Source organism: Candidatus Cardinium hertigii (assembly GCF_050864915.1).
In the GTDB taxonomy this organism is placed as follows: Bacteria; Bacteroidota; Bacteroidia; order Cytophagales; family Amoebophilaceae; genus Cardinium; species Cardinium hertigii_D.
The window spans coordinates 1-15,199 of record NZ_JBOZWY010000004.1; the positions used below are offsets into that span (position 1 = coordinate 1).

6 protein-coding genes and 2 pseudogenes are annotated in these 15,199 nt (G+C 31.7%); 6 read left to right on the top strand and 2 right to left on the bottom strand.

The window, feature by feature from the left end:
* The first annotated feature begins 254 nt into the window (after positions 1-254).
* The 4 genes from ACRRVD_RS03005 to ACRRVD_RS03020 all read left to right on the top strand — a co-directional run bounded on the left by ACRRVD_RS03005 (position 255) and on the right by ACRRVD_RS03020 (position 4,793).
* The gene (locus ACRRVD_RS03005) at positions 255-1,271 is read left to right on the top strand and encodes a hypothetical protein (RefSeq protein WP_432461669.1); all 1,017 of its coding nucleotides are present in this window, start codon (positions 255-257) and stop codon (positions 1,269-1,271) included.
* Positions 1,272-1,389: 118 nt separating this feature from the next.
* Positions 1,390-2,871, top strand: a complete 1,482-nt coding sequence (locus ACRRVD_RS03010; RefSeq protein ID WP_432461670.1) for a hypothetical protein — start codon at positions 1,390-1,392, stop codon at positions 2,869-2,871.
* Between the two features lie 48 nt (positions 2,872-2,919).
* A complete protein-coding gene (locus tag ACRRVD_RS03015) occupies positions 2,920-4,410 on the top strand; it encodes a DEAD/DEAH box helicase (RefSeq protein WP_432461671.1) in 1,491 nt (496 codons plus the stop codon).
* Positions 4,411-4,460: 50 nt separating this feature from the next.
* Complete coding sequence (locus ACRRVD_RS03020; RefSeq protein ID WP_432461672.1) at positions 4,461-4,793, top strand: hypothetical protein; 333 nt, start codon at positions 4,461-4,463, stop codon at positions 4,791-4,793.
* A 26-nt stretch (positions 4,794-4,819) separates the two neighbouring features.
* Here the strand turns inward: ACRRVD_RS03020 and ACRRVD_RS03025 are convergent.
* Positions 4,820-5,909: pseudogene (locus ACRRVD_RS03025) on the bottom strand (IS481 family transposase).
* 94 nt (positions 5,910-6,003) lie between these two features.
* On the opposite strand from ACRRVD_RS03025, the gene ACRRVD_RS03030 reads away from it, so the two are divergent.
* Positions 6,004-6,423, top strand: a complete 420-nt coding sequence (locus ACRRVD_RS03030) for an imm11 family protein (RefSeq protein WP_432461737.1) — start codon at positions 6,004-6,006, stop codon at positions 6,421-6,423.
* A 543-nt stretch (positions 6,424-6,966) separates the two neighbouring features.
* On the opposite strand, the pseudogene ACRRVD_RS03035 reads toward ACRRVD_RS03030, so the two are convergent.
* Positions 6,967-7,407, bottom strand: a pseudogene (locus ACRRVD_RS03035) (Rpn/YhgA-type helix-turn-helix domain-containing protein); the annotation flags it as partial.
* Positions 7,408-11,987: 4,580 nt separating this feature from the next.
* Here ACRRVD_RS03035 and ACRRVD_RS03040 point away from each other — a divergent pair.
* The gene (locus ACRRVD_RS03040; protein WP_432461673.1) at positions 11,988-15,044 is read left to right on the top strand and encodes a transcriptional regulator; all 3,057 of its coding nucleotides are present in this window, start codon (positions 11,988-11,990) and stop codon (positions 15,042-15,044) included.
* Positions 15,045-15,199 lie beyond the last annotated feature (155 nt).

Here is a 15,199-nt window from a genome sequence, read left to right on the forward strand (position 1 = left end):
AACTAATACAATACGAAACAAAGTATCTAATTTTCTGTCCAGTTTTTTCGGTCCACTATAGTATTTAAAATGTATAATTTTAGTTAAAAAATAACTAAAATTAATAGAATAACTAATTGTTTAAAACAAAATAGACATACTCTTGAATTATCCGCTCTAATAATTATTTTTTCGATTATAATTTGTGTTTTATACAAAAAATCATTAGAATTAGTGAAATTTACTTTTTATACATAACCTGTTTAAGGATTATTATGATAAAAATCCTATCACATCTTGTACTTTTATTGTTTTTAACTGCTTGTAATAGGATGCATAAAATAGGTATGCATTCAGTAAGGTCAGTTACTCAAGCATCTCATGCGTCTTGTAGATCAATAGCTAAGGAGAGACTTTTTCAGGCATCTAATGGGTATTTGGTTTCCTTTTTAGAAAAGGATGGTATTTGGGAAGGTAAAGTATATGCAAAAGCATTCCCCGATTTTTCGCAATCTATTAGATTCCTACCTGTTGCTGTATCCGACGGTTTAAGTATAGAGTCTATGTTAAATGGCGATGCTAAAGATGCATCACATATGATTCATATTGAAAAAACATCTGATGGTAAAGAAATAGTATATATAGGTAATAGAGGATTACTAGGAGGTGGTAGATGGGATTATGATCGATGTTATTCTAGTGGTTGTAAGAACTTTTACCTGCGTTGTAAGTGTGGTTGGAGATGTGATGAAGGGAAAGATTTAGGTACCTATCCTTTAGGTGTGATTCCTATTTTGGGTCCACTTATATTGATAGGTAGAGATATAGCGAATCGTGGTGAGGAGACTAAAGCCGATGATATTACATATTGTGAGCGCCATTGTACCTGTGCTTGTAAAACGCATATTGTGTTGTGTCCAAAATGTTATGCTTGCCCCCATTGTAAATATCGCTGTAGAGAATGCTGCGGTTGTGTTGAGCGCATTGCATTAAAGAAACGTAAAGAGGAGAAGGAAGAAGAGGAGCGTTTACAAAGAGAAAAAGAGTTAATGGAACAAGCATCATATTCTTATTCTTATATGTCGAGTACCTCCTCTGGCTCCTCATATTCTCCAAGCGCAAGTACATCTTCCTGTGCTTCTGGTAGTTCAAGTTCAGCTTTAGACTTTAGAAAAAAAGCTGAAGCTGCCAGATTAGCTGCATCCCAAGCCTCAAGTAGTCCTTTAGTGCGTGCCGCTGGCTATGTTCCTAGTAACGCAAGTAGTACTAGTACCAGTGAGTCTAAACGTTAGTCCTTCCCTCTGATGTAAGGAATATTATATCAGAGTTGGTCTACGATTTATCTACCTGTTAACGTACGTCTTACGTTATGAATTAGTCCATTGTTTCTCTGTTTAATGCTCTATTTTCATGGAAAAAAAATTATACGAATCCTCTTCTTTACCGGACCTATCTGTTATTCGCTCATTAGAAGATTCGTTTAAGGCTTTCGGTTTAGATGCATATCCCTCTTTTGATAGTGACTATGGTTCTGCCTCTTCCTCTTGTTTTGGTTCCGAAGGATCCTATCCTTCTACGCCCCTATTTAAATCAAGTATTTCAGAAGAATCTACTTCTAAGAATTCTGGTTTGTCTAAATCATGGCTATCAGATGAGACGTTATACAATGTGATTCGTGTCATATATCCTCATTTATATTCCGATAAAATCGTAAGGCTCGATGTAGTGAATGATTCTGATAGTTCAGTAGATACTTTACGTGGCTCCCTATCGTCCCATATTTCTAGTAATCAATCTCTTCCGTTTATCTCTTTAATTCAGGTAAAGGGTAACCACTGGGTTACGGTGTTCGTTAAGGAAGAAAGTCCTTCCCGCTACCATGCTTTTTACGCAAATTCGATAGCCTCTACCGATCAAGACGATATAATTTTTTCAGCATTGCGCGATTCAGGTGTTGCTCAGATCCATAAACTATCTGTTTCGCTGCAAGAAAATGGAAATAATTGTGGGATATATGCTATATCTCATGCCAATGAGATGGTACGTGCGTTTAAATCAGACCGTATGCCCGACCTGATCCGTGATGGTATCCACCTATCTGCTGAAAAGATTAATCAATTAGGAAGCAGATGGTCTGATCTGTTAGCTTTTAACCAAACTAATTATTTTAGAGTTCCTGAAGAAGGTCACTATATCAACCATCCTATTTCGCTATCCTCTACCCCTCCTCTATTTCGCCCTAATGTAGATGCCTTGTGTGCCGCAATGGCTTCTTTTACCAGTCGATCATCTAGTAATTATCAATATAGTCATTCAGGTACTTGGTCTAGAGTAGATGATTTTATAGACCATGTGTGCAGTAAGCTCAAGGGAGACAACCTTACAAATTTTAAGGAAAAATTTATACCAATCTTCAAAGAAAAACTTATAAAAGCAGAGTCGGATTTGCAAAAATCTATTATTTCCTGCTTTATGCAAGGCGTAAGCTTTTCCTACCCTATTCTTTCTACGCGTCCATTGGATGTTTGGGTAAAAGAATCTCTAGTTGCCGATTTAAAAAATTCTTATGCTGCAGATTCGAATAAGCTTCTTTACCCATATCTCGTCTCTAGATTAGATGAGCTAGTTTCGGGTTATAAAGATAAAGATAAAAGAGGTTCTATCGAGGCATTGTTATATGCCATACGTAATAAGACTAAGGGTGCTTCTTCCAAGGAATCCTTGATGGCTTTAATAGACTTATTAGATCTCTTAAAGTTTTTATCTCCTATTGCTGATTATACCCATGTACCTACTTTGATCAGTCATTATAAAGAATGGTCTACTTGGTTACCCGGTAGGTATATCGATCATTTATTATCCTCCAGTCAGGTTAGCCTAGATAAGATTTAACGTAATCGTTTAACAGCCTTTGTATCTAAGTACACTTGTCCTCCTTTGATGATTGAGAAGGTAGTAGAGGTTACCAAGCTATTGAAGGATTTTAAACCTTTATCAGATTTTATAAAATTTATATCTGATCATAAGTTTTCTATTTCCGATATATCATCCACACTTTGTTCTGAAGAAATTTTAGATGGAGCTTCTTGCTTAAATAATTGTAGGGTTGTATTATCCACTCGTTTAATAAACGCTCGGTTTAAAAGTTTATTTCCCGATCATGTTGGCCTACTGGATAACCAATTGCCTACTTTTTTCCGTTATGCCTGCCCTGTAGATACCTTAGGTCCCTTTAAAAAACTGTTATCATCCTTGCATACTGCTTTAAGTAGCCCCCCTTCTTCCTCAAATGGATTTCCCTCATCTCTACAGTCTATCCAGGTAGATACAGACATAAATGAATCTATAGTAAAATATTTTATTAAGTGCTTCAACTTATTATATGAATATAAAGTTGATTCCCCTACAGCTATAGAGGCATTTTCGTTTATGGATTCGCATCTATATGAGCCTTCTATTTGGGAATCTACTATCCATTCGAGCGTTATTTCCTCATCCTTTAAGGGCGTTAAACAGTACACGCGTAGAGAACTGATCGATCAAATTAAGTCGATGTCTCCCAATGTTGATTTTGTAAGCGATATAGATTCATTAGATTCCAGTGTGCAAGAAGTAATGGATACCTACAATGGTCTATCTTCTATTCTACCTGGTTCTCCCATTTGTAAATGGTCTTCGGGTCGTATTCACGAATGGAGTAGCCGTATGAAGGGTAGTGCATCGGTTCCAGATAAAGAAATTATAGCCGTAATTTTTCATGCTGTTCATCTAGAACATAAATATTTTCCTAGGGAGACACAACTCTTATCGCTATTGATCTTAGCTAATCCATTAAAAGGCTTTGGTCGTTTGCTCCAAGTTAATACCGGAGAGGGTAAATCTGTTATTATAGCAATGCTTGCTGCTTTTTACGCCTTAAAGGGAAGATCGGTAGATGTAGTGACCACCTCTACGGAATTAACAATTACCGAAGTAAATCGTCAAAAAGGTTTCTTTTCGATGTTAAACGTAAGTGTAGGTGAGAACAGTCGAGAGAATGCCAAGTCCCAAGAGTTGATTAAGCAAGTATATAAAAAAGATGTAGTCTATGGTACTCCTATAGACTTTCAAGGGGATATTTTACGTACCGAGTTCTCCGGTATGGATATCCGTTCAAATCGTACATGTGACCTATGTATTGTAGATGAAGTAGATAGCCTTTTGTATGATGAGCGAAAAAATTCTACTCGTCTTACCTCTCCCTTGCCAGGTATGAACCATTTATCGATCGTATTGAGCTATATATGGTTTGAAATGGATCGTATATACAATAGGACAATCCATGAAGATGGTAAAGATTATTATATTAAATTTAAAAAAACACTGCTTCAGATTACGATTCGAAGAAAAATATTTCAGATTCCAACGATTCTTCTAGCACAGATGGTTTAATTTCAGATTCAGATCTTCAGGGAGAATATGATTATGAAGAAATAGAAGATATGTATAAATTTATACATTCTTCTGTTACTAAATCAGTTAAAAATGGCTTTAGATCGTTAACACCGGAAGAGCAATCTGATTTTAAGCAGTATAAAGCATGGAAGAAAAAACGTTCAAACTTATGCTTACGCAAGAAAATTACGGATCGTAAAATTTATGAATACAAAGCTAAAATATCTCAAGGCTATAAAACATGGTGGGGGAAAATAGGTAAAGTTATAGAGCATTTTTCCGATTCAGAAGTTGTTTGTAACGAAACTAAAGAAAAATTAGCTGGCTGCCAGTCAGAACTACCTGGTATAGAATCAGACCTTGAAACATGTAGTAGTTGAGATTTAATCTGACAGGAAGTAAAAATTTAGAATGTATTCATGTCAGTTAAGTTTAGTTTGTCAGGTATTCTTTTAAGATACGAGATTTGATTATTTTTTTCAAAGACTAGTTTTTTGCTATCTTGCCAAGTTTGTATAGGTGTTTTTCCGTAACAGTACTTTCCAGAATGGGGTCGCTCATGATTATAGTAGTGTAACCAGTTATCTAAATCCTCTTGCAAATCATCCAGGTCTGTATAGATTTTTTTACGCATAGCTGTATCAAAGAATTCCTGTTTCATTGTTTTGTTAAACCGTTCACAGAACCCGTTGGTTTGCGGTGAATAGGCTTTAGTAACAGTAGTTCTATGCCTTCTATGCTTAAAAACAACTCAAAGGCATGATGCTCTATTTTGCCTTTATACTCAGTGCCTCTATCTGTTAGAATGCGCAAGAGGGGTATGCTTTGTTCTTGATACCAAGGCAGTACTCTATCATTTAACATATCAGCAGCTGTCAAAGCTGTTTTATCAGTATAGAGTTTTGGCATTAGCTACTCGAGAATAGCTATCTATAAATACCTGGGTATAAACCTTACCTATTCCCTTTAAAGTTACCAACATAATAAAGTATCTTGACAGCCTAAATAACCAGGGTGTTCTGTATCTATTTCTCCAAATGCTTCTTGTTCATTCTTACGTTTTTCTAATGCGGCTAGCTGGGATTCAGTTAAAACAAGACCATCTTGAGCCATTTTGGCTTCTAATGCTTTAAGACGTTTTTTTATATTATTTAAATCATTACGTAACCAGATAGACTTGACACCGCCTGGAAGAGACCAGTATACCTTGCTGATTTAACTCATTGGATACCTAAGTTGACCATAGGCTGGATAATCTATCGCCATATCTACTACTGCTTTTCTATACTAGGATCTACTCTATTAGCCATGATCGGCTTCCTGCGGCTTATCTCATGTAACGCCTCTTGACCGCCTGTTTCATACAAGGATTTAAAGCGGTAATAGCTATCTCTACTATAACCCATGCTTTTACACGCTGATGAGATATTACCCAACGTTTTGGCTAGATCTAATAAACCTAGTTTAGGTTTAATTATTTTTTGATGTAAGTTCATAATAATAGTCGCTATTTATATCAACACAATTTAACAATTGTCAGATTAAATCTCAACTACTACAAGTAAATATGATCCAGCAAGTGGAAAAAATATACATTTTTTAAAACAAAGTCCCTTATTAGTTCATAAAACTATATTAGATAAGTTTAATAGTCTATGTCCTGAACAATTTGAATCCTTTCCGGTGATTGTTACTAATAAGGATGGTAAAAAACCAGAGTTTGTGAATAGGAATTTTTATCTTATGAACCTGTTCAACTTAATTGATGCAGTCGATTTAGAAGAATCTATACCCAGCGAAGGATATGAAGACAAGGATCCTATAAATGATATTGTTTATTGGGATAAGCTAGTTTTTAAAGAAAATCCATGGCCAGAGGGCGTATTAATAGGTAGAAATTTATATTCTAGTGCATCTGTCCTATTTCATCCTAGTTTAGCTAAACATTTTATTAAAGATAAAATAACTTTTTTTACAGATGAACTATTAACTAAATATGGGTTTTGTTAGGTTATACGGGGATCTGTCCATTTTATAGTGGCCCGAAAAAACTGGACAATAAATGAGATAAAATGTTTCTTATTGTATTAGTTTTATTGTTTCACAATCGAGTTTATCAAATGAGAAGAAAAAAGGTTAGAAAGTTTAGTTCAGTAGAGAAAACTAAAATAGTCTTAGACTTATTAAAAGAAGAATTGACGTTAGTAGGGGTCACGTCAGGAAACGGAAAATAAAGCACGTTAATGATATTTTCTATTTTCTGTACTGCAGATTAGTGAGTCTTACAGCCGAGTTATTTGATAAAGTTTGTTTGAAAATCAGATTTTTTACTTAAAACGAATTAACTGGTAAACAAACTATATTTTACCTTATATACAAAAATATTTCTATAGCACTTTTCAGAATTTCATACAAGATAGTAAAAATAATTACAATTATTTTTTTAATTTATTTACAGGCAAATATAATTTTTAACATAGAAAATAAACAGGGCTAACGTGCTTTATTTTCCGTTTCCTGACGTGACCCCATATATGAGTAATCTATAGATTATTACATAATAGACTGAATATCAGACTTAGATAAACCAGTAAGAATCGTAATCTCTTCCGTAGAGTAACCCTTGAGAAGCATAGCCTTAGCTATAGAAAGAGCTTTGCATTTTTTGCCCTCTAGCTTACCCTCTAGCTTACCCTTTTCTTCCCCTATTTGGATACCCTCTTGTATTAATTTTTCAGCTACAGACATGGCTACATTCTTTAATTTTGGGTTAGCGTTTTTTATTGTTTCCAGTAAATTTGGGTTGTCATCTACTTTCAACGTATATAAAAATGCTGCATCAGCGTAACTAGTGTAATCTTTTTCTATAAATTCTACAATTAAACCGATACGATCAGAAAACCATTGCGTAAAATCTCTATAGATACCTTGCTTTAGAACCATTGCTGCAAAAGCAGCTTTTTTATATCTAAGTAGTTCATCTTCAGACGTACTAGGGGTCAACTTGGATATGGGGAATTATTGTACGTTAAGGCTCTATATATATTATTAAATAGATTGATTTAGAAAGATTTTAGGATATTAATTTTTATTAAAAAGTTAAAAGTTTTTTTGCTCATCTGTTAAATTATTTAGTATATTCAACCGTTGAATACGACATATCTGTGCCTTGCTGTACCCGGTAGCATATGCAGTTTCCTGTATACTTAGTTTTTTGACATGTCTATAGTATATAACTTTCTTGTGTCTCTCATGATCGCCTTCTCCTTATATTACCCTGTTCATGTCTTTTTTTATTGCCTTGTTTTCCTATTTAGACCGGGCTTAATCCAATCTTTAAAGACGATTGTGGCCATTAGTATCCAATAATCATCATTATTGATAGAGGAAATTACGGCTGTTGTTACTGGATTTCATTTTAATCTGGTTGTTGTTTATCTAACGGGCTTGCAAAGAGGTAGGTATATGCCAGACTAACAATTCTGAGTTGAGGTGTGTTGAATCTTTTTTTTAGTGTTTCCAGTCACTGTTTGTTAAACCTAGTTAATCGGTCCATTTCTTCTAGATAAGATATCATTTGGATGACTATCGGTCAAATATCGTTGCTAATTCTGTCTTTCCGAGTTTTGTTCCACTAATATTTTCACGATAGTAACTGGCAATTTATTATCCTCTTTCGTGCACAACTGATCCATATATCTTTTGCTTCGATCAGCATATGATCTTTTGTTGATGCCTCTCAAATAAGCCCTTATGAACATGTTTTGATTAGTTAAATTATCTCATATAATTTTATATCATTGAATCTATCGCATATAGTTATCTCATTAATGCGATAATGTTGACTTTGGGATATTATCTTCATATGAGGTGTACCCTTAGGAGATAATGGATTTACATAATAAATTTAATTCTATAATTAATTATCAATGAACAACTATTATTTGCCCAGGACAAATTTTTTCCCAGTCGCCGAAAGATATTCCGATTCATTAGCTTTACCTTGAAGTGAACTTACCCTAACCCGAATGGTTTATTTTCAGGTGCACAGAATTTGGAATTATTAATATGCACCCGTTAAGGCCATGCGATAGGGCTGGATTTCTGTTTTGCTTTGTTACTTGAGAAAATAGGTATTACTCCAGGATAAAAAATCATTTACCTTCCAGTGTTTTTACTCCAAGTACATTTAGCTAGAAGACTTAACCTTTATCAGGATGACTTTTTTGGCAGGGATTATTACATCAGGCCAGACACGACTCGCATGAGAACATTTTAGTAGAAGCTGTACCGATACTTAGGATTGAAAAATTTACACAACATATTCAAAATGATTAATTTCGTATCTTAATTCCACTTGCAAATGCGCACTGATAAAGGAGTATTATAGCGCAAGGAACTTATCAAGTATATGCTCGGGAATAGAGCGGGCTGTATTTATTCCAACTATAGATGTACTGGAGCGAACCTTGTTCAAAAGCCATTCCGTGGCTTGCTTGGTGATAAAATCTGAAATAGAAACTAAGTCGGGGCAAGACAAAATCCTTTAAAATACCGAAAATAATTTTTGGTGTAATTAGTAAACAGTTTTTAGTCAATTTTTAACTAAAATGTAATAAAATTAAACCGTCCCTTAAAACAGTTGCGACAGAACCTGTAAATACTACTACTATGTTCACGTATGACCTAAAGATTCGGTTGATTAGTTGTGGAAATACTAACATACGTCATCAGAAGATAATAATGTTTATATATTGTGATAATAAAGGAAATAATTCTTATGTAGTGATACGCAAGATCATTTGACATTATAATCTGGCTATACAGGTTCTTATTATACTGAACAAATAGACTTACTGTTAGTTTTGAAACCTGTTTTCCTTACTAGTCGTAGATCCTTAGGGAAAAAAATAATATTTCATTATTGTGACTTATTAAGTCATGCTATTGATTGGGATGTCGCTATTTATATGGAATTGAAGAAATAATTCAAATGATGATAATGCAAGATTAGGTTTGCATCAGTTGTAAAACTTAACAAAGATAAATTTCGAAAATAGTTCTATTTTATACGTATGTATCAATGTTTCGGAATAAAGTTAATTACCACCTTTTAGATCGCTTTAGATATAGGTGTAATAACATTTGATAATTAAGTATAATTGGTATAGGATATCCAAGGAAATATACAATCTACTATTGCTAGTTTATTCCAAGAGCCTAATAATAAAACCAACCACAGCCAGTAATTTTTTCTTTTTGATCAGAGAAATTTTTAAATTTTTTTTTCGGAACATATAATAGAGGGGATCAAGGCTGCGCTTTTTGGTTTTGAATACCCCCTGATTTCTGCTATAGCATTAGATTAATACAATTATAACACAAATATTAGAAATATATTCTAATTTGGTTAAATGTACTATGTACAAATATCCAGGAAACCTATAGAAGAAATAAAAAATAATATTTCTTTCTATAGAAAACCTACTTCAAATAATTTCCAAGAGATAATTAATCGAATTGGGAAAAAGGAATCAATTCTTGTTAAGATTAAATCAGAACTCGATTCTTCTTCTGTTAGAACTAAGTTTTCCTAAACAAATTGTTACTAAATTTTAATGGACATTCTAATGAAAGTTTATCACTATTTTACACCATAGCGATGAAATATAGATGAGATTTAATGGATATTCAAATCTTATCTTGTTAATAATGAGGAATATATCAGATAAAAATACGTGTAAAATTATCAGAATGTAACTTTTTGAAAGGATTAGAAGATGTTATTAATGATCTTTAATATTGCTAAAAAATTTTGCGTATATTTTGTTAAATGAACTAATACTTGGTTATCAGAATTTATGTACAGAAAGATTACTCATCGATATAAAGATGTATTAAATCATGTTCAGGCTGAAATTGAAATATTTCTTAACGCTAATCAACGGTAACATCATTAATGTTTATACATTCAATTTTGCCATTAATTTCGCTTCCAATTCTGGAATAGGTGAAGAAAACTGGTTTATGACACCGTTCGGTTAAATCCAAGAAGGACTTACTTTTTTTAAATAAAACATTAGGATTGGACATTAAAAAATACAACTATAAATTCTTATGTGATAATGAGAGTTTAGTTGTAAAAGGAAAATATATTAGGATAAGGAATTAGGATATAAAAATATAACTGTAGTGAAAAAATTCGAAAAATATCAATCTTGCATTAGATAAACATTTATTGACACTAGTTTAAAGTGAAACAGGTATAAACTTAGGTATTATATGCACCCAAACTAGGGTTATAGGTAATCATCAAATAATATAGATCGGTGGAGCCTGGAGTAGATCATTCTAATAAATAGCACGTAGCCGATTGGTCCAGGATCTCGCGGGAAGATTGGTTTGGCCTGGATTAGCCAGGTGGCTCTGCTGGAAATATTTTGTTATAGGAAAAACATCTTTTATTACATTCCTAGTAATCCTCATACCATTAGTGCTAATTTGGTGGTTAAAGGTGGTAAAGGACAAGATGGAGTAATGGAATGATGGAAGATATGGTTTGTCATGAGGATTGTAAAAAATTATATAGCATCCAGGTAAGAACGTCCATCCATGTTCTATTCGTGAGTTGTATAGAAAAATGGAGATTAATTTCTAAGTTGGAAACGATGAAAAGCTATTATTTAAGTATTACGATACTTATAAGCTATTCGAAATGTGATTAATTACTGATAGCAAGTGCATTAGCATCTAGTAACTTAGATATCAAGTGTAAATACATACTCCTGAAAACGAAAAAAACAATGCATTGAATAATAATCCTGAGTGTTATGTCACTTTACGTAGAAATAAAAAAAAAACATAGGTGTAAAAATGTAAAGTTTGTTAAGTATTCATAATTTATCGGAAAATAAGGGCTCAAAAGGTGGTATGAGGTAATGTGCGGATTCCGGTTTGCGAGAAGGAAGTAATTCAGGGAATTATTAAGATTATTGGATTAGATAGCGAATAGATACCCAAAATTTTTAGTTAATAATTCCTCAGACCAAAAGGGAAAAGTATCGGTAGCTGGAGGTAATAGTGTAATGGAGTAAAGATGGGGAAAACAGTTTTGAAGTAATTTATAAAGGGTTCATTACAATCATACAGATGATAATTTATGTTATTCAGAATGGGAAGAAAGAAAAAAAAATCTTTCAAAAACTTTTGCTTTACCAGGTAATCCCGGTATTGATGGTAATAATACTAAAGAAATAATAGAACTCACAAAAGTAATTGGATATCCTTCTTATGCAATCAATGAATACAAAAGTTATGCAAGAGAAAATTTAATTTCTTCAAATTTTCAGTCAAATTTAAATAATTTTCTTAATGATTTAGAGACTAATAAAGATATTAAAAATTTATACGATGTACTATCCTTAGTTAATGACTTTCAAATTTTAGAAGAAAATTACAATAAATTACATAAGAATATTTCTTTTTTACCTTTTTATCAATCTTTATTAAATCGAGTATATGAACTTGCGGATAATGCTCCACGTGATGACCATTGGTTAGATGAAAAACAAGTATTGAGATACTTATCTATAGCTCTTTTAAGTAAAATAAATAAATATAATGAAAGTTCATTAATTTTAAATATAAATAATTATATAGATAGTATATTAAATAATATTAATAAATTTGAAGATATAAAAAGTATATATTTAGTATCTAAAGTTGTTGAAAATTACAATAAAAAAATAGAATTTAAAATAAATAAATATAAAACTTTACTTAATGAAAAAATTAAACCATTAATAAATGAAAATATTGATAGTATGCAAAATGCTACTCATATTTATATTAATGAAATATCAGAATTGAAAAAAGAATATAAAGATAAATTAAGTGAAATAATAAAATTACAAAGTAAAATAAAAAAATCATTAAAGAGGAAAGAAATTTTTACTCTTGTAGAGATAGGGTGTATATTTTTTGCTTGTACTAGTGGAATGGGAATGTTGGCTATTGAATCGATACAGCTTGGGTTTGCTGTAACTGAAAGCCTAATGTCTGGAAAATTAGATTCGGATGGTATAACGAAAGGGTTATTATCTGTAGTATCTACAACGAAGGATAATGTTAAACTAATGAAAGATAAATACACAGATATATATCAAGTTTTTAGCAAACAATTAGATAGTGTAGAAAAAGATCTTGCATCTATAGACACCCTTTCTACTAATATGAATGAACTGAAAGTCAACGTATCAAGATTTAAAACTGAACTTGATAGTACGATGCAGGAGATAGAAAACACATCTTTTTTTAATATTAAAAGTAGAGATAATATATCTAAAATAGATAAACTAAGAGAAGAGTTTTATCATCTATTTGAAAGTAAAATAAGTGAATTAGAAAAAGAAAATAAAGATTCAAATTCAAAATCTTCTGTACATATACCTTCTTCTATATACATTGAAGCAGACTTAGCTAGAATAAAAAATATATACGGTGGTGTAATTGCTATTAACTCAATAGGTCATTATTATGATTCAATAAAAGATAATACTGCTAAAGTTGATGCATATGCTGATGCTATCCTATCAATAGATTTAAAAATGGATCTATTAGATAAACTTGAAAATGATATGTATGATATCATATTGCCCTTTATGGAAAATATGGATAATTATATTTTGGACCTAAAAAGTGATTTGGAAAAAAACTCTGATTTTTCTATTCCTGTTATATCAAAATGGGAAATAAAACGCATTATAGACTCTATAAAATATAAAATCAGTATAATAACCAAAGACCTAGAACTTGATCAAGAAGATCCATTATTGTATTGTATTACTGAATTACAAAATAGCATGGATAGTATGATTGAAATGTATGCTGCTATAGAATCTTATCGAGATCAGCAAGCATTAGCCTCCTTGATTGAAGAAGTAAACAATAGTAAAAATATAGGAATTAGCATAAAAGATAAGGAACTGGAAAACACTGTTAATAGCTTAGAATTAACCATACGCGGCAACCTCATATTAGACATGTATGATAATTTATACAAATCAATTTTACACCATACATTTCCATTTCCCCAATTATTTTTTGACTTTGAATTACCATCTGTTTTGCAGCCAAACCATAACGATAGTTTAATTTCAAATGTTACATATATAGCACAAAATATAAAAAGTATAAAGAATAAATTTTATGAACTTAATATAAATTTTAATAAAAATTATAATACTAGACACAGTAATGCTATATTTAACAGTAAAGAAGGATCTTTAGGACCATTTTATTATTGGAAAAGTGATAAATATCATTTAAACATATCATCTTTATTTTCCGGAGAAAAGATAGTACTAATAGCTGATATAATAGAAGGTCTACCGCAAAATGCAATTAAGTTTAAAACTATATGTGCTGATTTTATTTTAAAAAATGGATCTGCATCAGATCAAAGGGAATTATATACATTATTATCATATTTTCATATAGTGCTAGAACATCAAGGTGATAATCATTATAGATGTAATGATAATATATATACAATGAAAAGTACTGATGCTACGATAAGTTATTCTTTTGATCAACGAGGGGATGGAGTATGTGAAGATCTAAATGATATGCTTATTGTGCTTGAAAATAATAATCCTTTTCTTAGTCCATATACTGAGTGGCACCTATCCTTTAATCCCAAAGATGGTAATCATAGTAGATTTGATACATTAGAAAAGTATAAAAATGATACTGTACGTATAGAATTACAAGGTATGGGTCAATATATAGAAACAGGAAGCAACGTATGTAATAATTTGAGTATATACTATTCTTCAGATTATACTATGATACAAGATATATCATTTACTACAAGATCTGATGAAAATAAAAGAAAACGTCGTAGTGTAGATTCATATCAAAGTATTGAAAATATAAGACCTGTAAGTAGTGGATCTAGTAGTAATATGCATTCTTCACTGATAAAAAGTATATCTGATTTATTCCATAAGAGTTTTGTGAGATTAAACCCAATCAGTCGAATATCCAATTGGTTTAGTAAGGATAGAAATAATGTTTATCAAGAAAGTCTAAATATGTTAGATAACAATCTAGTTTATGGAAAAATGATAAATATTGAATATTCTTCTATAGAATTACCACCATCGTTACCAAGAATTTCAGATAATAAATCATCTACTAATATAAATAGTATAGAAAATAATTTAGTAAGCAATAGTACTTTATTATTAAGTGACTACCTTATTCGATTGAAAACAGGTGTTAAATACAGAAATCGTACTATTTCAGAAGAAAATAATACGCATATTGAGTCTGCTCAAGCATTAGCCTATAGAGGATATCTACCAAAAGATCTAAAAGAATCTACTCAAGATCATAATTTACAAAGAAAAGAATTTCAGAAATCTGATGGTCAAAAATGTAGTGCAAACGCTTCAGTTTGTCAGAATCTGGTCCATTCTATGTCATCTTTACCTATAAATAATAATATAGGATATGGTGGGACAACAGGTTTACATTATGGAATCGAACTCCTTAATAATAACATAAGTGATGGATCTGAGGAATCCTTTAACTCATCTTGCGAACAATTTAAGTATAAGGTAGCATAAGTGGTTCTGTCGCGTTTTATTTTATAAATAATAGGTTATCTATTGAAGCCCTACATTTTGTAGTGGTTTTATACCGTATATAATATACCCAAAATGTTTATCATTTAACGTCCGTTTTAACTTATACAAAGTATGGCCGGAATAGCGATATTAGA

What these genes read in the sequence shown, in the direction of transcription:
- ACRRVD_RS03005 (WP_432461669.1), top strand. Translation starts at nt 255, where the DNA reads ATGATAAAAATCCTATCACATCTTGTACTTTTATTGTTTTTAACTGCT.
- ACRRVD_RS03010 (WP_432461670.1), top strand. Translation starts at nt 1,390, where the DNA reads ATGGAAAAAAAATTATACGAATCCTCTTCTTTACCGGACCTATCTGTT.
- ACRRVD_RS03015 (WP_432461671.1), top strand. Translation starts at nt 2,920, where the DNA reads ATGATTGAGAAGGTAGTAGAGGTTACCAAGCTATTGAAGGATTTTAAA.
- ACRRVD_RS03020 (WP_432461672.1), top strand. Translation starts at nt 4,461, where the DNA reads ATGTATAAATTTATACATTCTTCTGTTACTAAATCAGTTAAAAATGGC.